Origin of the sequence: Stenotrophomonas sp. LGBM10 (assembly GCF_046736075.1) — a bacterium.
Taxonomy (GTDB): Bacteria; Pseudomonadota; Gammaproteobacteria; order Xanthomonadales; family Xanthomonadaceae; genus Stenotrophomonas.
Window position 1 is genome coordinate 13,084 of record NZ_CP177163.1, and the last position, 22,545, is coordinate 35,628.

A 22,545-nucleotide genomic window follows, 5' to 3' on the forward strand; every position below is an offset into this window, starting at 1 on the left:
CCATGACCCTCACCACCGCCGCCCCCGACGCCCATGCCTATCCGCTGCTGATCAAGCAGCTCCTGCATACGCCACTGGCGGTGCATCCGGCGCAGGAGATCGTCTACGGCGACACGGTGCGCTTCGACTACCGCACACTGCAGGCGCGCATCGGCCAGTTGGCCGGGCTCCTGACCTCGCTCGGCGTGAAGCACGGCGATACCGTGGCGGTGATGGACTGGGACAGCAACCGCTACCTGGAAAGCTACTTCGCGGTGCCGATGATCGGTGCGGTGCTGATGATGGTGAACATCCGCCTTGCACCCGAACAGATCGCCTACACGCTCAATCACAGCGGCGCACGCGTGCTGCTGGCCAACCGCGAGTTTCTGCCGGTGCTTGACGGCATCGACGCACAGCTGCCGGACCTGCGCACGCGGATTCTGCTGGATGATGCCGGCGGCCCGCTGCCCGCGGGTTTCGTGACCGAGTATGAAGCCGGGTTGCGTGAAGCCGCGCCCGTCACCCGGTTTCCGGACTTCGACGAGAACACCCGCGCCACCACGTTCTACACGACCGGTACCACCGGCCTGCCCAAAGGGGTCTACTTCAGCCACCGGCAGCTGGTACTGCATTCGCTGGCGGGCATGGCCGCGCTGGGCAGTGCCGCCAGTCAAGGGCGGCTGCATCGCGACGACGTCTATATGCCGATCACGCCGATGTTCCATGTGCACGCATGGGGCCTGCCGTACGTGGCCACGCTGATGGGCATCAAGCAGGTGTACCCCGGCCGCTATCTGCCGGAGCGGCTGCTCGGGCTGATCGCCCGCGAGAAGGTGACGTTCTCGCATTGTGTGCCGACCATCCTGCACATGCTGCTGGCCCACCCCAACGCTGCGACGACCGATCTGCGCGACTGGAAAGTCGTCATCGGCGGCGCCGCGCTGCCGAGGGCACTGGCGCAACAGGCGCTGGCCCGCGGCATCGACATCTTCGGCGGCTACGGCATGTCCGAGACCTGCCCCCTGCTCACCCTCGCCCAGATCGACCCGCACAGCCTGGCCGATGCGGACGAGGAACTGTCGCTGCGCACCAAGGCGGGCATCCCGGTGCCGCTGGTGGACCTGCGCATCGTGGACGAACAGCTGCACGATGTTGCCCACGATGGCATCGCCACCGGCGAAGTGGTGGTGCGCGCGCCCTGGCTCACCGAAGGCTACCTGCACAATCCGGACGCGTCGGCAGCGTTGTGGGCCGGTGGCTACCTGCACACCGGGGACATCGGCAACATCGATGCCGGCGGCTACCTGCGCGTGTCCGACCGCATCAAGGATGTGATCAAGACGGGCGGCGAATGGATCTCCTCGCTTGCCCTGGAAGACATCATTGCGATGCACCCGGCGGTGAACGAGGTGGCTGTGATCGGCATCAGCGACACGAAATGGGGCGAACGCCCGCTGCCGCTGGTGGTCCGGCACGCCGGCAGCGAGGTGACCGAAGCGGAGATCATCGAACTGGTCGCCGCACGCAGCCGCTCGGGCGACATCTCCCGCTATGCGATCCCGGACCGGGTCAGCTTCGTTGACGCCATCGAGCGTACCAGCGTGGGCAAGATCAACAAGAAGAAGCTGCGCAGTCTGCATGACGCGGCGGCTGCCACGGACGCCGGCTGAGGCCGGCGCCGCAGGCAGGCTACGCGCGCGCGAGCGCCATCCATCGGTAAATGACGTACACCGCGCCGACAACCACGGGGGCCAGGCTGATCCACAGCGGCAGGTTGAGTCCGAACAGCAGGATCGCGGTCGCCGCGAGGGTCAGGATCGATACTCCGATCACCCAGGCATCGAAGAAGGCAACGTCCGTGGCGTCCCGGGCCCAGCCGTTCCGGGGCCGGTTCCGCGCGGCGCGTTGCCGGCGCAGCAGCCATACATCGGTCACGAAACCGGCAATGCCCTCGAGCAGGTCACCGATGAAGCCAGACATGGTCGATCCTTGAACGACGGGCTGAATGCGCCGATCTTCGGGTCACGGGCGGGGCGCGTCAAGGGCGTCGGTGGCGCCCCCTCTCCCCCTCACCCCCTGCGCATGAGGATCATCTTCTCCTGCGACATGTCCCGCATGGTGTACGGAATGCCGCCGGTGCCGTAGCCCGATTCGCGGCGGCCGGCGAAGGGCATCCAGTCGGTCCGGAACGCGGTGGGGTCGTTGATCATCACGGCCGACGCGTCCAGCCGGTTGGCGGCGCGCAGGGCGACGTCGATATCCTGCGCGAACACACTGGCCTGGAAGGCGGTGGGCAGGGCATTGGCGCGCGCGATCGCTTCGTCCAGCTCGGTATAGCGGTACACCGCCACCACCGGGCCGAACACTTCCTGCGTGGTGATCCGCGCGTCCCCGGCCGGATTGAGCAGGACGGTCGGCTGCAGTGTGGTCTCGGAGAGGCGCGTGCCGCCGGTGGCAAGCTGCGCACCGCCGCGCACCGCTTCGTCGATCCACTCGGCCACGCGGTCGGCCTCGCGGGGCAGGATCAGCGGGCCGACCTCGGTGGTCTGCAGGGTCGGATCGCCGGTGCGCAGGCGTTCCACCCGGGCGATCAGGGCCTGGGTGAAGTCGTCGGCGATGGCGTCGTGGACGAAGATGCGCTGGGTGGACACGCACACCTGGCCGGCGTGGTAGTAGCCGCCTTTGACGATCGGCTCGATGATCCTGGCCAGATCCGCGCTGCGGTCGACAATGGCGGGCGCGACGCCGCCGTGCTCCAGCGCCGAGCGTGCGCCGTGGGCGAGCTTGGCATGCAGCGACCACCCTACCCTCGCCGAGCCGATGAAGCTCAGGAAGGCAACGCGCTTGTCGGTGGCGAGCGCCTCGGCCAGGTCGTTGCCCTCCGGGATGAAGCTCTGGCACCACGGTTCGGGCAGCCCGGCCTCGTGCACCATCGCCACGAACGCCAGGCAGGACAGCGGCGTTGTGGAGGCCGGCTTGATGATGACCGGGCAACCGACGGCAATGGCCGGTGCAACCTGGTGGACGATCAGGTTCAGCGGATGATTGAACGCGGAGATCGCCGCCACGATGCCGATGGGCTCGCGGGTGGTGAACGCCCAGCGGTTTTCCGCGGCGGCCGACAGGCCCATCGGGATCTCGCGGCCGGCAAAGTTGCGTAGTTCGTCGGCGGCGTTGTGGACGCCGTCGATGGCGCGGGTGGTCTCGATGATGGCATCCGGCAGCGGCTTGCCTCCCTCGCGGGCGATCTGCAGGGCCAGGTGGTCGCGCTTGGTCTCCATCAAGGCGGCGAGCTTGCGCAGGATCGCGATGCGCTGGTGCGGGTGGAGCCAACCATCGCGGTCTTTGAACACCCGCTCCGCAGCGCTGAATTTGCGCTCCAGTGCCGCGGCGTCATCGAACCCGATCTCTGTGATGGGGGCGCGGTCGAATGCCTGTACGACGGTCAACATCGTGAATTCCTTGCCAGTGGGGGCAGATGGCGCTTACGCGCAGCCTACGTCCGGCGTGCGATTGCGCAGCTCATCCACCAGTACGCGGGTGTTTTCGGAATAGTCGATCGGCACATCCAGCAGGTGAACGCCGCCGCCGGCGAAGGCGGCCTCGATCATGGGCACCAGCTGATCCACGGCCGTCACCCGGGAGCCCTTCGCGCCGTAGGCTTCAGCGTATTTCACGAAATCCGGATTGCCAAACCGCATGCCGAAATCCTCGAAGCCATCCACCGCCTGCTTCCAGCGGATCATGCCGTAGGCGCTGTCGTTGAGGATCACCACCACCAGGTTGAGCCCCAGCCGCACGGCGGTTTCCATCTCCTGCGAATTCATCATGAAGCCGCCGTCACCGCACACCGCCATGACGCGGCGCTGCGGGTACAGCATCGCCGCCATCATCGCCGACGGCAGGCCGGCCCCCATCGTGGCGAGCGCATTGTCGAGCAGCAGCGTGTTGGCCACATGCGTGCGGTAATTGCGCGCGAACCAGATCTTGTACATGCCGTTGTCGAGGCAGACGATGCCATCGTCCGGCATGGACTTGCGTACGTCGTGCACAACACGCTGCGGAGTGACCGGGAAACGATCCTCCTCGGCGCGGTCGTTGAGACGGGCGAGGATCTTCTGCCGCAGGTCGACCATGCCTTCATCGGCAGGCAGGCGGCCTTCCAGCCGCGTGGCGAGTGCGTCAACGGAGGCGCCGATATCGCCCAGCACCTCGATATCCGGGTGGTAGACCTGCTCGACCGTGGCGGACTGGAAGCTGATATGGATGACCTTGGGCCCCCCGCTGCTCTTCATCAGGAACGGCGGCTTCTCGACGGTGTCGTGGCCGATGGCGATGATCAGGTCGGCGCGGGCGATGGCCTCGTGCACATAGTCACCCTCCGAGAGGGCGGCCGTTCCCACGTACAGGTTGGAGCCGCCGGTGACGGCCCCCTTGCCCATCTGCGTGTTGAAGAACGGCAGGCGCGTGCGCGCCACGAAGGCGGACAACGCCTCCGCCAGCCACGGCCGGCTTCCCGCCGCGCCGATCATCACCAGTGGCCGCTTGGCCGCGAGAATGGCCGCTTCGGCGCGGTCGAGCGCGGCCGGCGGCGCGATGGGACGCTCCAGCGGGTGGACCGGTATGACCGCGACATCCTCCACCTCCTCACCGGCGATGTCCTCCGGCAGCTCCAGATGCACTGGCCCGGGGCGGTCTTCCATCGCCACGCGGAAGGCGTCACGCACCATCGCCGGAATAGCCGCCGGGCTGACGATCTGGCGCGTCATTTTCGTGAGCGGCTTCATCGACGCCACGATATCCACGATCTGGAACCGGGCCTGTTTGGCGCTCATCACTGCCTTCTGGCCGGTGATGAGGATCATCGGCCACGCGCCGAGGTGGGCGTACGCCGCGCCGGTCGAGAAATTCAGTGCACCGGGGCCGAGCGTGGCCAGGCACACGCCCGGCCTGCCGGTGAGCCGGCCGTGGGTGGCAGCCATGAAGGCGGCCGCCTGCTCGTGGCGCGTGAGGACCAGTTCGATACGGGAGTTGCGGAGCGACTCCAGGAAGTCCAGGTTCTCCTCGCCCGGCACACCAAAGATGCGGTCTACGCCTTCGTTCTCGAGCGCCTTGACCAGTAGATCCGAGCCCTTCTGCATCGCGTCGATCCTTGTGGTGAGGATGGCTTGACTATACCCCTGGTGATGTCAAGGGGCCGCGCACCCCACGCCGGGCTGGATCGATGCAGGCATGAGGATGACGCGGGTGGGCGATGTCGTCAGCCGTCGTCGTCCATCCGCTCGGCCCGCATGCGGCGCAGGCGGCGTGCGGTGAAGGTCAGGCCATCCACCGTGCCCTGGGCCGCGCGCGTGAACGTCACTGTCCACGGGCCACTTACAAAGCGGTCGCCACCCACCGGTTCCAGCACCAGATCGCTCTGGCGAGGCCACCGCACCCTCAGCGTTCCGTCCGACATGAGCACCGTGTAGCGCATGCCGACCTCGTCGATGCGGTACGTTCCCGCGAACTCGGCCAGGGCCGCAGCTGCGGGCATCGGCGCGTTGACGCGGGTGAATGCCCTGGGCGTGGGCCAGGCATCCCATATCCGCAGTTCGCGCGTGCCCGGTGCGTCGTTGCTGGCAGGACTGAACTGCCAGCGCACGGTCTCGCCGGACCGGAACACGCCACTGCCAAGGGACTCCAGCGGTGACGACGCGCCGGTCGGTCGAAGCGCCCCATCCTTCATCTCGACGCGAACCACCTCGTCGGTCAGCGGGCTCCAGTAGATGCCCGCCAGTGCGGCCAGTTCCGCCTCCGGCGTAGTAACGGACGGCAGTGGCGGCGCCAGGAGATCCCCCAGATACACCGCAGCGATGCGCTGCGTGAGCACCTGGGGTGCAATCGACGCGCCATTGCACAGCGTCACGATGGACAGGCGCTGATCGGGAAAGGTCACTGCGTCCGCGCGATAACCCGCGTGCACACCGTCGTGCCCGATGGTCGGCAGGCCGCGGTACGTGCCGACGAACACCCCGCCACCGTAGCCGCTCGCTTCGCCGCTCGGGGTCCGTGCCGACGTCTGCGTGAAGGCCGCCAGGTCCGCTCCCCCCACCCGTGCATGGATGATGTTGTCCTGCCACTTCAGCAGGTCGCCCACGGTGGTGAAGACGCCGGTGGGGCCGTAGTAGTCGGATGCCGGGTTGCTGACCCGCCAGCTGCCATCGCCGTGTGCCTGATAGCCGGCCGCGCGCCGGCGCACGATCCCGGTGTGGTCGTCCTGGAAGTGCGTGCTGGTCATGCCCAACGGCTTGAATATCCGCGCGTCGGCGAAGGAACGCAGTGGCATTCCGGAGACGCGCTCCACGATCAACGCCAGCAACGTGTAGCCGAGGTTGTTGTAGAGCGTTTCGCTCCCCGGCGCGAAGTTCAGGCCGCGCTGCTTCACCGCGATGGCCAGCATGTCAGCCTGGGTCATCTCATCGTCGCTTCGCCAGCCGGCCAGGTACAGCAGCTGCCCCTGCTCGCGCAGGCCACTGCTGTGGTGGATCAGGTGGGCGATGGTGATCGTTCTGCCGACGTCCGGCATCTCCGGCAGATGGAGGCGGATGTCATCGTCCAACGACAGTTTTCCGTCCTGCGCCAGCAGCGCGACGGAGGCCGCGGTGAACTGCTTGGAGATGGACCCGGAGAGAAAGATTGAATCCGGGGCGATCGGAATGTCGTACTCGAGATTGGCCATGCCGTAGCCGCGCATGTAGTCGACGGCGCCGTCGCGGGCGATGCCTACCGCGCAGCCCGGCGTGGTGGTGCCGCTCCACGGCGCGAAGAGCGCGTCCACCTGCGCATGGCGGTCGGCTGGCACGGGATCGGCTGACCGTGGGTGTGCGATCGAGGGCGGCGAAACCCAGGCAGCGGCGATGAGCGCCAGCGGGAAGGTGGAGCGACGGATACGCACGACAGACCCCTGGAGTAGTGCCCCCGGTAGCGAAGGCCAGCGCAACCTAGCATGGTGTCCGCGGTGGGCGACATAGGCCGGAAGTTGGCGTTACGCTGGAACAGGTGGATCGGATTCATTGGGACCGCAGCAGGGGGGCGCTACCGGTACGCCCAGTGCAACGGATGACGGCAAGGTCCATATCATTCCCTTGGACGCGTGCCGGTTCCTGGTGGACGCCTGAGCGGCGCCGTCCTTCACGTCCGTACTGAGCGAAGTCCTTCCACATCAACGGTTTATGGGGTTGTCGGGCGCAAAGCGGTGCACACGGCCCCGGTGCGGATCTGCGCGTCGAAGATCCCGTGGTATGGTTCGATCCGCAGTCGATGATTCAAGCAGCTCGGGAACCTTCCCTGCGAAGGACTCTGTGACGTGATTGTTGCCAGGCAAGGAATGCCTCATGACAAGCGCAGTCGAACTACCCAAGTTATCCATGCCTGCCGGTGGCGGTGTCGTTCGCGGGATGGGCGAGAGCTTCTCTGCCGACGACTTCACCGGCGCGGCGTCGTTTCAAGTTCCGCTTCCGACATCAACCTGCCGTGACGTAACGCCGTCGTTGGTGCTGGGTTACGCAAGCGGTGGCAGCAACGGGGCCTTTGGCCTCGGGTTTGATCTTGCCCTGCCGCGCATCGCGCGCCGCACCGACGCATGCATTCCGCGCTACGACGACACCGACGTGTTCATCGCCAGCGGCGAGGTGCTGGTGCCCACGTTGCAGGCGGTGGATGGCGACTGGCAGCCAGTCCGTGCCCGCTGTTCCGACGACGGCGTGGACTATGACGTGTGGCGATACCGTCGCCGCTCGGATGGTGATGGGACACGTTTCGAGCGCTGGCGGCGGCTGGATGGGGGCGACGAACACTGGAGAATCGCCAGTGCCGACGGCAGCGTCGCCGTGCTTGGAAGCGATGCCGCGTCGCGGATCGCCGACCCGGCGTGTCCGGCGCGCGTGCTTGCCTGGTTGATCCAGCGGTCGGTGAATGCCTCGGGCGATCGCGTCGAGTACATCTACAAGCCTGAAGACGCCGAGAACATCCCGGCACTGCCCTGCAATGCCGGCCGTGACCACACCGCCAACCGCTACATTGCCGAGATCCGCTATGGCGCCTGCCCGGGCAGCGATGCGGACGCCGGGTATGCGATGCGGATGGTGTTCGACTACGGCGAGTACGACATCGGGCCGGACAACCCGGATCCATACCGCCCGGCACGCACCTGGCCGGCGCGGCCGGACGCGTTTTCCAGCTACCGCGGCGGCTTCGAGGTGCGCACCTATCGCCTCTGCCGCGGCGTGCTGATGTTCCATGCGCTGCCGGAGCTGGGACCGCGTCCCTGCCTGGTGGCGGCCACGGTGCTCGACTACCTGCCGCAGGACGGCCTGTCGATGCTGTGCCGTGCGGTGCAGCGCGGGTACCGGCGGTTGCCGGATGGCTCGCGCGCGATGCTTGAGCGGCCTGGCCTGAGTCTGGACTACCAGGCGTTCACCCCAGCTCGGCAGGTGTTCCGCGCCGTCACGCCGGCGCGCGGCGCCTTCCCTGCGCCGCTCTCGGAAGGAGGGCTGGTGGTGGCAGACCTTCTGGGCGAAGGGCTGCCTGGCCTGCTGTTCAGCACGCCATCGGCATGCCTGTTCTGGCGCAACCTCGGCGACGGACGGTTCGCCGAGGCGCTCACGCCACAGGCCATGCCGTTGCAGCGTGACGTGTCTGCCGGCCGCCAGCTGCTGACCAGCCTCGAGGCCAACGGGCAGCTCGACTGCGTCGTTGCCGAAGGCACGCAGGCTGGGTACTACCGCTACACGCGCGGTGCAGGATGGAGCGCGTTCCAGTCGTTCCCGCACTGGGCGCCGGAAGCGGCCGCGGCGGCTGCGCAGTACGTGGACGTGACGGGAAGTGGCGTGGCGGATCTGCTGGTCATGGGGCCGGACTCGGTGCGCTGGTACCCCGGCAAGGGTACCGACGGCTATGGTGATCCCATTGCGTTGGCATTGCCCACCGGCGTGCCCGATCCACGCATGGCATCGCAGCGCGATTTCATCGCGTTTGCCGACCCGATCGGCGACGGGGGCGCACACATTGTGCGCATCCGCGACGGCAGCGTGGAGTGCTGGCCAAGCCTGGGTTATGGGCATTTTGCCCAGCGCATCCTGTTCGATGGAGCGCCCGTGTTCCCCGGCGGGTTCGATGCAACACGGCTGCGGCTCGCGGATCTGAGCGGTACCGGCGGCGTGGATCTGGTTTACTTCGGGGAACGGCAGGTCCATCTCTACTTCAACCAGACAGGCGGGGGCTTCGCCCCGGCGGTCGTGATCGACCTGCCGGTGGCCTACACACAGCTCAGCTACGCGGGCAGCGGGGACCTTCTTGGCGGTGGCAGCCAGAACCTTCTGCTGGGTACGGCGACCGAGGGGCAGTGGCTCATCGATCTGACCGGAGGACGCAGGCCGGGGCTGCTGGCTGCGGTACGAAACGATCTCGGGGCAACGACGACGCTGGAATACGGCACCTCCAGCCAGTTCGCCCTCGCGGACAGTCTGGCCGGCCGTCCGTGGCCATGTGCGTTGCCCTTCCCGGTTCACGCCGTGACCCGGATCACCAGCACCGAACCATTCTCGGGTGCCAGCCAGACGCTGCGCATCGCCTACCACGACGGATACTACGACCCTGTCGCCAGTGCGTTCCGTGGCTTCGGCTACGTGGAGCGATGGACCGAAGGCGTGGTGCAGGAGGAGTCCTACGCGCCACCGGCGTACACGCGGACGTGGTACGACACCGGTGCATTCATCAACGCCGATGTGGCAACCCTGCAGTATGCCGGCCAGTATTGGCCTGGCGTGGCAGGGCGCCAGCCGCCGGCGCCCGACAGTCGTTTCATCACCCTTTCCGCCCTGCCCGATGCCGCACTGCTGCGGGTTGCGCACCGTGCGCTGAAGGGGCAGGTGCTGCGCAGGGAAACCTATGCGCTTGATGGCGGGGCGCTGCAGGAGGTGCCCTGCACGGTCGTGAGCAGCAGCTACACAGTGCGTGAAGTGCAGCCTGGACGCGGCGAGGACGAATCGGCCTTCCAGGTGGCCGGCCGCGAGACCGTCACTGCCGTTTACGAGCGCGACGCGCTGGATCCGCGCGTGAGCCAGCAGTTCACTCTCCAGGTAGACGACTGCGGCCATGTCATCCTGGCAGCCGACATCGCCAATGCCCGGGGCTGGGGCGCGCCGGCACCGCCTGCATCCACCACGCCTGTGCCGGCGTACCAGACGAATGCGCTGGCAACGGCCACGCACGCCCGCTTTGCCGCGCCGCTGGAACAGTCCGGCGCCTTCATGGTGCCGGCACTCGGCGAGGCAGCGTACGCGCTGGCCGGGGTGGGCCCTGCCCCCGGCCGCTGGCTGGACTTCGACGCGATGCTGGCCGGCACGCTGCTCGCGCTGCAGAACGTGATACCGCCCGAGCAGCCGTTCTCGGGCACGTCGGCGCAGGCGCGCCTGCGCCTGGACACACGGCTGTTCTACTGGAATGCCGAGGGCGGCGCCGCCCTGCCCTACGGTGCGGTGGCATGGCCGGCGCTGCGCCATCACGCAGGCAGCACCCGGTTGAGTGCGGGCATGGCGGCGCAGGTGTATGACGGCCGGCTGACCTCGCAGCAGATCCAGGACGACGGCCTGCTTCAGTTTGAAGACGGCTACTGGTGGGCGTCCGATGCGGTGACCCGTTTTTCCGATGCAGCCCGGTTCCACCGTCCGATCAGCACCACGGATGCGGCAGGAAGCACCGTGTCCATCACCTACGATGACTATGCGCTGCTGCCACTGGCGATGACCAATGCCGACGGCACCGCCCGCGCGGTGCCGGATTACCAGGCGCTGCAGACGGCGGCACTGGTCGACGTGAACGGGGTGGTCGACCAGGTGCTGACCGATGCGCTGGGGCGGGTGGTTGTGGCCACCCGCTTCCACGCACCGGCCAGTGGCGTTCGCCAGGGCGATGCCAGCATTGACGACTACGTGCCCTTGCCCGCCGGGAGCATTGCGGAGGTGCTGGCCGACCCAGCGGCGTACCTGCAACAGGCCAGTGCCTATTTCCATTACCAGGAGCGGCCGGGCTCAGGCCTGCCGCCGGTGGTGCTCAGCATCGCGCGCCAGCTGCATGTCAGCCAGCTGGCCCCGGGGCAGTCGTCGCGCCTGGTGGTGGTGGCGACCTACAGCGATGCGCTCCAGCGTGCGTTGCAGAACAAGACGTGGGTCGAGGCCGAGGCCTGTGGGCGTCTGCAGGACGCCTGGTTGTCCAAGGACCACGTGGCACTGGACATCCAGGGCACGGCGGTCAGGCGCTGGTCGGCCTGTTTCACCGACGGAGTGGAGTACAGCGGACGCTCCGATGGGCCGTTCGAGACCGACTGGCTCGATGCACAGGGCCGTGTGGTGGAGACGCTGACGGCCAAGGGCTTCATCGCCCGCACCGTTTACCGTGCCTGGTCCAGCGACGAATGGGATCTGGACGACACGGTGACAACCTCGCCCTATTACCTTGCCCATATCGGCGATACCTCGCCCGGGTTCGCGGACGAGCGCCGGGCGCTGGAACAGGCGGCGCTATTTGCGGGCACGTACCTGACGCGCTGGCTCGACCCGCTTGGACGCGCGGTCGATCTTGAACAACGCAACTGCACAGCCGATGCGCCCGGCGTCGTCTCCCTGGTGACGTCCAGTCTGCTCGATATCGACGGCCGCTCACTCGCCCTGGCTGATCCTCGTTTCAGCCGCCGCTCCATCGAAGGGGGTAGCGCAACCTGGAACATCACCACGCGATACGACCTCGCGGGCAACCCGATGACACTGGACAGCGTGGATGCCGGCGCCCGCGTTGTGTTCAGCGATGCGCTCGGGCGCCTGGTGCATCAATGGGACGGCCGCGGGGTACATTCCCGCCGTGCCTATGATGCGATGAGCCGGCTTGTCCACGTTGACGTGGATGGCGCCCTTGGGCTCCAACAGCGCGTTGAACAGCTGTGTTATGGGACCGATGCCACCAGCAACACCATTGGACGCCGGGTGGAACTGCGTGATGCCTCGGGTGTGCTGCATGAGGGGCCGTTCGATCTGGGTGGCAAGCCCACGTGCAGCCGCTTCGAACTCCGCGTCGATTACAGCGGGGAAGTCGACTGGTCGCCGGGCAGGACAGTGGCGCTCGAACCTGCGCGAACCACGCGGACCACCCGCAACGCCTTCGAACAGCTGATCGACAAGGTGTGCGTGGATGGCAGCAGACAGCAGAGCGACTACTACGCCTCAGGCTGGCTGGCCTGGACCACCCTGACGCTGGCCGGGGCGCCATCGGCCACGCCGGTGGTCAGCAGGGCGGTGTACTCCGCCGAGGGCAGCCGTGTCTCGGCCCAGCTGGGCGGCGGGGTGCTGGCCCTGCGCAGCTACGAGGAAAGTACCGGGCGCCTGCTGACTGTGTCGACGTCGCGCATCGGAGACGGCAAGGCGCTGCAGCAGATCCGTTATGTATACGACCCGGTGGGCAACATCACCTGCGCCGAGGACGCAACCGTGCCGCTGGTGTTCTGCGACCAGGCGCGCATCGAACCGCGCCAGGCATACACCTACGATGCCATCTACCGCCTGCTGCAGGCCACCGGGCGCGAAAACCCGGGGATCGGCGCGAGCACCTACCGCACCGGATTCAAGCAGAGCGTGTATACGCCGTTGTGCCCGCAGAACGCCTTCGATGCTGCCCGGCTGACGCCTTACACAGAACACTACGCCTACGACGACGCCGGTAACCTGCTGCAGCTCGAGCATGCAACCCCGCAGTCCACGCTGTCGTGGACACGCCGGTACACGGTGTCGCAGTGCTCCAACCGGGTTGTTCTCGACGCGCAGGACGGGCCTGTTGCCGACGCGGATGCTGCCTATGACGCCAATGGGAACATGGTGGCGTTCGACCACCTGCGCGCGATGGAATGGGACTGGTGCAACCGCCCGCGCCGTGCCGTTACCGTGGCCCGGTCTGGGGCGGATGACGATGCGCAGTTCTACATCTACAACAGTGCCGGGCAGCGGGTCCGGCGCGTGACCCAGCGGCTGACCGCAGGCGGGCTGCAGGTGGAAGACAAGGTCTACCTGGATGGATGCGAGTTCGTCCGCACCCTGCCCGCCACCACCACCGCCACGCCGGAGGTGACGCGCACCAGCATCTCCGTCGAAGACGCCGGTGCCCGGCTGCTGATGGCCTGCTACTGGCCCGATAGCGATGGGCGCGCATCACAATTGCGCTTCCAGCTGGCCACGGTCACCGGCTCTTCGGCGCTGGAGGTGGAAGCGGATGGCGCGGTGATCAGCTACGAGGAGTACTTCCCCTATGGCGGCACGGCCATCATTGCCGGCCACGCCCAAGCGGACGTCCAGCTGAAGGATTACCGGTTCTGCGGCAAGGAGTGCGATGACGCCACCGGCCTGTACTTCTTCGGTGACCGCTATTACGTGACGTGGCTGGCCCGCTGGCTCAGCGCCGACCCCAACGGTCCGGTCGACAGCCCCAACCTCTACCAGTACGTGGGCTGCAACCCGTTGTCGTGGGTGGATCCGACAGGCGGGTGCAAGGCCAAGATCACGTTGCCGTCAACCACGTCGACAACCACGTTTGCCACCTTCGAAGCGAACTATCGCTATTTGACCGCCTCTGAGGCGCAGTCGTACCAGCAACTGGCCCAGGACATCAACGATTACGTCTACGACTTCAACACAAGTGCAACCCAGTACTACGATTCGAGGCTCTCGCCCGCGCTCGAGTATCGGGTACTGTCGATGTTCGAAACGTTCAAGCCACTGCACATCGGGTCAAATCCCGAGTTGCTGGCTGTCTTTCGTACCGCGCAGGCCAACGCGGGGGTGGATGATGACACGGGTGGAACATCGTCCTACACGAAAATGCGCTCGCCCTACTTCACCCGGGCAATGAACGATACAGACATGGGCGACATCGTCGCCTCCGATGACTACTTCCGGACCGTGGAGCTGCACCACGGCGCGAAGAAGCAGTTCCTGCCCGAATATGCCACCAACGCCAACAACCTGTGGGCGGTTTCGCGCGGCGGCAGCAGCTACGGCGTCGTCGGCCAGCATGAGGGCGCGTTCCACACCGTTGGGGCGGCCAAGTTCGGAAATATCTACACGAACGAGCTGGCCGCCTACACCGGGCTCATGCTGCATTGGCAGGGATTGAGGTCGCTGCCTGGTCCCGACCCGATGGACGCGTTCAAACCACCGCCGCCGCAGCCCACTCCGGTGATTGCGTTCCAGCCGTATGCGAGCTTCTCGTCGCCATTCAGCTCGAACAGCACATTCGGTTCTTCGCCGTCGGTGGTGCAGAGCTACGTTCCCACGTCGGTACTGCAGCCGCTGAACTACACGTATTCGTTCCATCCCCAGAACACCCCGACTCACTCGCAGGGCGGTAACACGTTCCCCTAACCGCCTTCCAGCATCACCCACCGTGTCTTTCTGCTTCGCGCAACGAGGTTGGCAATGCTCGACTCCTCTGTTCCCGGCAGTCCCCTCTCCGCGCGGCGACCCTCCGGGCGCCGTGGCGCCCGCGTCACCCTTGCCGACGCCGCCCACGCCCATCCCCGGCTTGCCGTACTGTCGGCGGCCAATGGCGACCTTGACCTGCTGACGCTGGATCTGTGGCGCCCCTACACGCTGGCTGCGCTGGGACTGGAGGGCGATGACCATGACGGTGTGCGCACATCGCTGCATCGTTACCAGCGCATGGCCCAGCTGGGCCTGGCCCCGTCCGTTGCCGATGTTCTGCACGCCCAGGGGTTGAACAGCGCGCACCACATCGCAGCGGTTCCCCGTGCCCGGTTCGTTGCCCGGTATGGCGACGCACTCGGGTCGGCCGGGATCGCGGCGCAGGTGCACGATGAGGCCTGCAGCGTGCAGTCGCGCGTGACCCATACCTGGGCGCGGCTGCGCGACCAGTTCTCGCCGCATGTGCGCGGAAACCGCTACCTGCGGCCCGACGATGCCCTGCTGGCCGCTGTCGCGGACCTCCCCAGCTACACCGATCTGTTCGGTACGCTGGACTACATGAAGGTCCCCGAGTGTCAGTCGGTACTGGGGCCGTCGGCGTACTACGTCGACTTGATGCGGGTGATCGAAGAAACCATCGTCGCCGAGAACCCCGACGTAGCCCCGCCCTACACACTCGCCGCGCGGCGGCCGGACATGTTCAGCACCGGGCTTACCTGTGCCAATACCCTGGACCCGGTGTCCAAGGTAGAGGTGGCCAACCGGGTGATAGCCACGCGCCTGGCCGCCGCGCTGGGCGATGACGCGGACCTGGCGATCGCCACCCGTGTCTTTCCGTTCTTCCTTCCGCAGAACCTGCACCTGCTCGGCCTGCGGGCCACGCTGGGGATCGATGGTCAGTCGCTCGCCACGGTTTACAGCACATTCCTGGCCCAGGAGGGCGGCGCCACCGGCATGCCTGGGCCCATCGATGTGGCGCGGGAGACGCTGGGCCTCAGCCGCGAACAGGCGGCCATCGTGTGCACGGCCGACACCGCCGACGCACACCTGTCGCAGTACTACGGTCTGCCGGCGCAGTCGTCCGCTCCCTCGCCCATCGCGCTGCCGGTCGCGCTGGGCAACGTATCGGCGGTGGCCGGCAAGAACGCGTTGACCGGGACCTCGTTCAGCGACGCGATCACCGGCTGGGTGGTGAACGCTGGCGGCACCCTGCGCGTCATCACCCGGGTCGACGACAGCAGCACGCTTACCGTGGACACGCCTTGGCCCGCGAACCTGACAGATGCTCCTGCTCAGGCCAGCCCGCCGCAGAGCGTCGCCCAGCTGGCCGTGTTCTCGCAGGTCACCGGCCTGGACACGCCTGCGGTCTATACGCTGCTGCAGCAGGACCTGAGCCCACTTGAGGTCGAGAAGGGACTGCCCGGCCTGTTCTTCATCAATGCAGGTGACGACGGTGCGCCGATCACGGTGGCGAGCGACCTGACCGATGCCAACTACAGCCTGGACCTGCTGGTAGGACTGAGCAGCGTGCGGCTGGACCGCATCAACCGCTTCCTCAGGCTGGCCGCCGCGTGTGGTTGGTCGTTCGCCGATCTTGACTGGGCCATCGCCCGCTGCGGGGACGGTGCGCTCGGCGAGACCACGCTGCAGAAGCTTGCCCTGCTGTCACAGCTCAAGAACCGGCTCGCGCTGCCCGTTGACGAGGCCTGCGCGCTGTTCTCCGTGGTGAAAACCTTCGGGCGTGGCACCGATGCCCGTCCGCAGGATCTGTTTGACCGGACCTTCAACAGCACGCGCGTGTTGGACAGTGGCACGCCCTACCGGCCGACGTTCGCGGGCAATCCGCTGTTCACGTCCGTGCCCATCGTCTGGTCACCCGCAAACGAGGATGCCGACAACCGGCGCATCCTGGCGTGGCTGACCGGTTCGCTGCGCCTCAACGAGGCCGATCTGCGCCTGCTGGTCGCCCGCCTCCATGCAGGGCCGTCGATCACGCTGGATGTGCCCACGCTTTCGCGCCTGTATGGCATGGCCCGGCTTGCCCGTGCGCTCAAACTGAAATTGCCCGCGCTTCTTCAGGCCATTGATCTGCTGGGCGATGGGATGCCGGCAGATCTTGAGGGCATCCTGGCGCTTGTGGCGTTCAAGGACGCTGCCGACCAGGGCGGCCTGTCGCTGGATGAGATCGGCTACATCGTCGATGGCCCCGTGCTCGGCCGGGTGCCGGGCGTGCTCGATCCGCAGAACATGCCGGCGTTCCTCGCGACGCTTCGCGCGCTCGGCAAGGGCTGGCTGCTGGGTCCCCAGTCATTTGTGTTCGACAGCATCGACGCGGACACCTCCGAGGCGCTGTTCAAGGCGCTGGTCCGGCGCGGTGATCTGGATGCCGCCGGCGTCGTGCTGCTTCCCGAACCGCCCGGCCTGCCGGTGGTGGCGCCGTTGCTGCCCGTTACCGTGACGCGGCTCGAGGTGCGTCCCCTGACCGGCGACAATGCCGCGCAGGCGCACGCCCAGCTCACTGCCGCGGGCCTGCTCGACGGCGACACGCTCACCACCGAAGTGACGTCGGCTACCGATCTGTCCTTCCTGTTCCCGGATCTGCCGGATCGAGGCTGGTTGATCGATGCGGTACAGCGCCGCCTCATCGAGATCAGTGGGGGTATTGCCCATGTGGCCGCCGTGCTCGGCAATGCACTGGATGAGCAGCTGCTGGGCATTCACACGCAGCTGGCCCTGCTGTTCGACACCGAGGTGGAGATGGCACGCGGTGTGGCCACCCTCACCGTCGGTGAGCTGGGGCTGCCGCAGCAGCTGCTGCTGACGCCGCCGGCCGATCCCGTGCCGCTGGTCGAGGCGCTGCTCAACGCAGACCGCCTCGCCTTCGCTGCGGCCCGGCTGGGTATCGGCGCACGGGACATGAACATCGCCTGCGTGATTCCCGGTGCGTTCGACTTCCGCGACCTGGCTCACCCCCGGCTGTACGACCTGTGGCTGTTGTCCCTGTACGCCCGCCTGCTCAAGGCATTTGCCACCAGCGGCTTCACGATTGCCGGCTATCTGCTTGCACCGATGCAGCCGCCGGAGCTGAAGCTCACTGCGCTGCAGGCACTCACCGGATGGCCGGTCGCGCAGTCCGCGGCCTTGATCCAGGCGGTGTGGGGAGACAGCGAGGCGTTCAGCAGCCTGCCCGGCCTTGAGCGTATGCGGCTCTGTGTCCAACGGGCGAGCCAGTCCGGTCTGCAGGTGGATTCGATGCTCGCGCTCGCCCGCAGTGCCGGCTACGCGCGGCTTCCGCTGACCACGCTGCCTGGCGGTGATGCGGCCGCCTGGGTGCAATGGCGGCAAGTGGCGCAGGCGGCGCTGGACGTGCTCAAGGCCAGGTACGGCGATGCCACCTGGGGAGAGATGTCGCGGCCGGCGCGCGATGCAGTGGCCGAGAGCCGCCGCAGGGCGCTGGTTGCGCTTGCGGTGCTGGTGCTGCGGCCAGAGGTGCCCATGATCGACTCGCCCCGTGGGCTGAGCGAGTACCTGCTGATGGACGTGGAGTCCTGCAGCTGCAACATGACCACGCCCATCCTCGAACTCACCCTGGCGGCGCAGATGTACCTGCAGCGCTGCAGGATGGCACTGGAGCCAGGAATAACCAGGGCGGAGATCTCCGATCTGACCTGGAGCTGGCTGTCGAGTTACCGCCTGTGGGAGGCCAACCGCAAGATATTCCTCTATCCGGAAAGTTACATCGACCCGACCTTGATGCGGTCGCGCACCCCCCTGTTTTCCACCCTGCTCGACCAGCTCCAGCAGGGGGAGATCACCGATGCGGCGGTCACCAATGCGTTCACGACCTACCTGGCAACGTTGGACGAACTGGCCACCCTGCGCACGGTCGGGTCGGTGTACTGCACCGCCCCGGATCCGGACACCGGTGAGCAGGTGGATCAGCTGGTCATGGTTGGCCGGTCGGCGGGCGAGCCGTTTGTGTACTACCTGCGGACGCTGCAGGACGGCGAGATCTGGTCGGCATGGAACAAGGTCGAGCTGAAAATTCCAGCCCCCAGTGTCACCCCGGTGCATGCGTTCGGCCGCCTGTTCCTGTTCTGGGTCGAGACCGAGGAGGCCAGCATCGGCCTGCTGGATGGGACCACGCAGAACAACGTCGACAGCCTGCGCGGCTCCGTCCGCTACGCATACCAGCGCCTGGACAGGACATGGACCGCACCACAGCCGGCGCTGTCGGGCGTCGTCTTCGATGCGATGCCCGACACGTATGCCACCACGCTGGTAGATACCGCCAGCGACGATGCGTTGAAGGGCATCGATGTCAGCCAGCCCTACTGGTATCGCCCCTACATCACGGTGGTGCCGGGTGTGAAGGGCATGTCAGACCGTCTGGTGGTGGGGTTTGGCAACGCCTATGCCGCACGCGCCACCTCGAATCTGAAGCCTGCCACCGCAGATCGCGCGGAGGATCGCGCGCAGCTCAATCGCAGCGTGTTCAACGCATCGCTTGCTGCCAACGCCATGCCGGCCGGCAGCGCCGGCTCGGTGCAGCTGCTGCCGGTTGCGGTGCTGGACGACACACTGGAGGCCACCGAAGCGTGGGCGTTCTTCGAGAATCCGACGCAGGGAGTACAACCGTTCGGCGCCACCTCGTTTGAGGGCACCTTCCGACTGATTCCCAGCCAGAACGTGCTTGTCGACAACATGCTTTCCGCCGGATCCGACTACTACGAGCGCGTGTACGCCGGCGGAGTAACCACGACCTGCCTGTACAGCCTTGCCCGGCAGGCGCAGGTGATCGGTGTCGCCAACCTGCCGGGTTGGTGGGTGTTCGACAACGGCGACGAGAGCTTCCTGGCGGTCACCACCGACACCTCGTTCCGGCAGATCGAGTCGATCGTCAGCATGGCCGCCGGCAGCGCCACGTTGAGCGGTGACGCCGATGAGGTGATCCTGCGCTGCGGCGCGTATACCGATGACCCCATCAACGTCCAGGACGCCGTGGTCCAGTTCACGCGGCTCAGTGCCGGCGCGGTAGGCCGAATGAGCCGTGTCCTCTTTGGTGGCGGCATCGAGGCGCTGCTGTCCAATCGCACGCAGACCGCGCATGGCACCGGCGCACTGTGTTTCTCTCGCTTCTACAGCCCGATCTCCACCATCACCGCGGCATGCGACCCGACCGGCGACGGGATTCCGCCGCCCCCGAACACGATTCCGCCGGACGTGCTGTGCGGAGGCCAGGTCGACTTCAAGGGAGCGTACAGGCCCTACTTCGAGGAGGTCTTCTTCCACATTCCGTTCCTGCTTGCGTCCCTGCTCAACGCCAACCAGCGCTTCGCCGAGGCCCAGCGCTGGTACGACTTCATCTTCAATCCGACGGCGGCGGTGCAGGACCCCGATACCGCCGAGCCGGCCGTGTTCTGGCAGTTCCAGCCCTTCCGCGAGGACACCTCGTTGCCGTCGATCGCAGAGGAACTGGCGGACAACACGGCCATCCTGCGCTGGAACAAGCATCCCTTCGACCCCTACTCGGTGGCGGCGCTGCGCCCCGGCGCCTTCCGGAAGACGGTGGTGATGCACTACATCGACAACCTGCTGGACTGGGGCGATGCGCAGTTCTCGCTGGACACCCGCGAGTCGCTGAACCAGGCGCTGCTGCTGTACCTGATGGCGTACGACCTGCTGGGCCCCCGGCCGCGCGACCGCGGCACGATGCCTACCCCGGCGCCCATGACGTTCCAGGACATCCTCGACAGCTACGGCGGGCACATTCCGCAGTTCCTGATCGACCTCGAAACCGTGTTGCCCGGACCCGCCGGAGCGACCTTCCAGTACAACCCGGCGCCATTCAACCTGCTGCATACCTACTTCGGTGTCGGTGAGAACGCTGACCTGGTGGCGTACTGGACCCGTATCGAGGACCGGCTGTACAAGCTGCGCAACTGCATGAACCTGGCAGGGCTTGTGCGTCAGCTGCCCTTCTACCAGCCACCCATCGACCCCAATGCGCTGGTGAGCGCGGTGGCCCGCAACGGAGGGCAACTGCCTGACGTGCTCGACCACAGCCCTGCGGCGACACCGGCCTACCGGTTCCGCACCCTGCATGACCGGGCGGCATCGCTCACCCAGACGCTCATCGCCTTTGGCGGTGCGTTGTTGTCTGCCCTTGAGAAGAAGGACGCGGAGGCGCTGGCGCAGCTTCAGAACGCCCAGGAAAGCGCGGTGATGGACCTGACCACGCAGATGAAGCAGCAGCAGATCATTGATGCCGAACAGTCACTGGCGGGCCTGAAGACCTCCCAGGCCTCGGCGGCGTACCGGCAGACGTACTACGCCACGCTGGTGGACGATGGACTATCACCGGCCGAAGAAGTGAACATCGCCATGATGGCGTTGGCCAATGTGTTCCAGACACAGTCGGGCGTCATGCGGGCGATGTCCAGTGCGGCGCACCTGGTGCCCAACGTCGGGTCGCCATTCGCCATGACCTATGGCGGTATCCAGGTCGGGTTCGCATTCGATGCAGCGTCTGCGATCTACGACACGGTGTCGCGCAACTTCGACTTTGCCGCCTCGCTGAGTTCGGTGCTGGCGGGCTATCAGCGACGCAGCCAGGAGTGGTCGCTGCAGGCGCAGCTGGCCGGCTACGAGGTGAGCCAGCAGCAGAGCCAGATCGCGGCGGCGCAGGCCCGGGTGGAGATGGCGCGTCGCGACCTGCAGCTCAACACTGTGCAGGTTGCCCAGGCGGAGGACACCGGACGATTCCTGCTCGACAAGTTCACCAGTGCCGAACTGTATGCGTGGATGTCCACGCGGCTGTCGGCGTTGTATTTCCAGACCTACAAGCTCGCCTTCGACCTGGCCATGTCCGCACAGCGGGCGTACCAGTACGAAATGGACAGCGCGGCGACGTTCATCGATTTCCGTTACTGGGACAGCGGGCGCAGGGGCCTCCTTGCAGGCGAGGGCCTGCTGCTGGGGCTGGGGCAGATGGAGCGCAGCTACCTGGGAGGAAACGCCCGCAGGCTGAGCATCAGCAAGACCCTCTCGCTGCGCGACATGGACCCCAAGGCGCTGCTGGACCTGCAGAGCACCGGCTCGTGCACGTTCGGTCTGAGCGAGCTGTTGTTCGACCTGGACTTCCCCGGGCACTACTGCCGCAGGATCCAGCGCCTGCGGGTCACCATCCCCTCCGTGGTGGGTCCGTACCAGGATCTGCACGGCATGCTGACCCAGACCTCGAACGCCATCCTGATGAAAGACGATCCCGCTGCGGTCGCGTTCCTGCTGGGGGCGGATGCCACGGCGCCGGCGGACAGTGTGCTGCGGCTGAACTGGCGCAATCAGCAGCAGATCGCGATCTCACGCGCGATCGACGACGACGGCAGCGCTGCCGACAATGGCGATGACCGCTACGTGCCGTTCGAGGGAACGGGGGCCGTCTCGCAATGGACGCTGGACATGCCGCAGCGGACCAACGCCTTCAACCTTGCCGCCATTTCCGATGTCATCCTCCAGATCGACTACACCGCTCTTGCCGGGGGCGCGGCGTTCCAGAAGGCAGTTGGCGAGCTGGTGCCAAACGAGGTCGCTGGTGCGCGCCTGCTGGAGCTGAGCCAGTACAGCAGTGCGTGGTACGCGTTCATGCACCCGGCTGCGGATGCCGCCGTGCAGACACTGCAGTTCCCGGTTCCGCGCAGTCTGTTCCCGTTCAATCTCAACGGGCCGGTGGCGCTGTCCGGCGCCTACCTGCAGCTGGAGCTTGCGGATACTCTGTTCGTGGGCCCTTTGCCGGTGGCATTCACCGTTCCCGGCATGGCCGACCCCATCGCGCTGGGGTTCACCGGCAGCACGTCGGTGGCCACATCACTCGCCGTGGATCTCGATCCGGGCGCCACCTGGATGCTGCAGGTCACGCGTGCGGACATTCCACGGGAGTTGAGAGACGGAGACCGTCTTGACCCAGCGAAGCTGGTGGGCATCCATCTGGTCCTGACCTTTGCCGGGACGCTGGGCTGAGTGCCGTGCTCCGCCCTCCCCAGGGAGGGCGGAGCACGCT

General features: G+C 66.7%; 7 protein-coding genes. 3 read left to right on the plus strand and 4 right to left on the minus strand.

The window, feature by feature from the left end; all coding sequences use genetic code 11:
- The first annotated feature begins 2 nt into the window (after positions 1-2).
- A complete protein-coding gene (locus ACLB90_RS00050) occupies positions 3-1,652 on the plus strand; it encodes a fatty acid--CoA ligase (RefSeq protein WP_411851037.1) in 1,650 nt (549 codons plus the stop codon).
- Between the two features lie 19 nt (positions 1,653-1,671).
- Here the strand turns inward: ACLB90_RS00050 and ACLB90_RS00055 are convergent, their stop codons facing one another.
- The 4 genes from ACLB90_RS00055 to ACLB90_RS00070 all read right to left on the minus strand — a co-directional run bounded on the left by ACLB90_RS00055 (position 1,672) and on the right by ACLB90_RS00070 (position 6,919).
- A complete protein-coding gene (locus ACLB90_RS00055) occupies positions 1,672-1,962 on the minus strand; it encodes a hypothetical protein (protein ID WP_411851038.1) in 291 nt (96 codons plus the stop codon).
- Between the two features lie 89 nt (positions 1,963-2,051).
- Positions 2,052-3,434 carry an aldehyde dehydrogenase family protein gene (locus ACLB90_RS00060; RefSeq protein ID WP_411851039.1) on the minus strand — a complete coding sequence of 461 codons (1,383 nt, stop codon included), beginning with the start codon at positions 3,432-3,434 and terminating at the stop codon, positions 2,052-2,054.
- A 33-nt stretch (positions 3,435-3,467) separates the two neighbouring features.
- Positions 3,468-5,123 (minus strand): acetolactate synthase large subunit, encoded by a 1,656-nt coding sequence (locus ACLB90_RS00065; protein ID WP_411851040.1) that lies wholly within the window; start codon positions 5,121-5,123, stop codon positions 3,468-3,470.
- 119 nt (positions 5,124-5,242) lie between these two features.
- Positions 5,243-6,919 (minus strand): serine hydrolase domain-containing protein, encoded by a 1,677-nt coding sequence (locus tag ACLB90_RS00070; protein WP_411851041.1) that lies wholly within the window; start codon positions 6,917-6,919, stop codon positions 5,243-5,245.
- A gap of 439 nt (positions 6,920-7,358) precedes the next feature.
- On the opposite strand from ACLB90_RS00070, the gene ACLB90_RS00075 reads away from it, so the two are divergent.
- Positions 7,359-14,426, plus strand: a complete 7,068-nt coding sequence (locus ACLB90_RS00075) for a SpvB/TcaC N-terminal domain-containing protein (RefSeq protein ID WP_411851042.1) — start codon at positions 7,359-7,361, stop codon at positions 14,424-14,426.
- 54 nt (positions 14,427-14,480) lie between these two features.
- Positions 14,481-22,505, plus strand: a complete 8,025-nt coding sequence (locus ACLB90_RS00080; protein ID WP_411851043.1) for a neuraminidase-like domain-containing protein — start codon at positions 14,481-14,483, stop codon at positions 22,503-22,505.
- Positions 22,506-22,545: the final 40 nt, after the last annotated feature.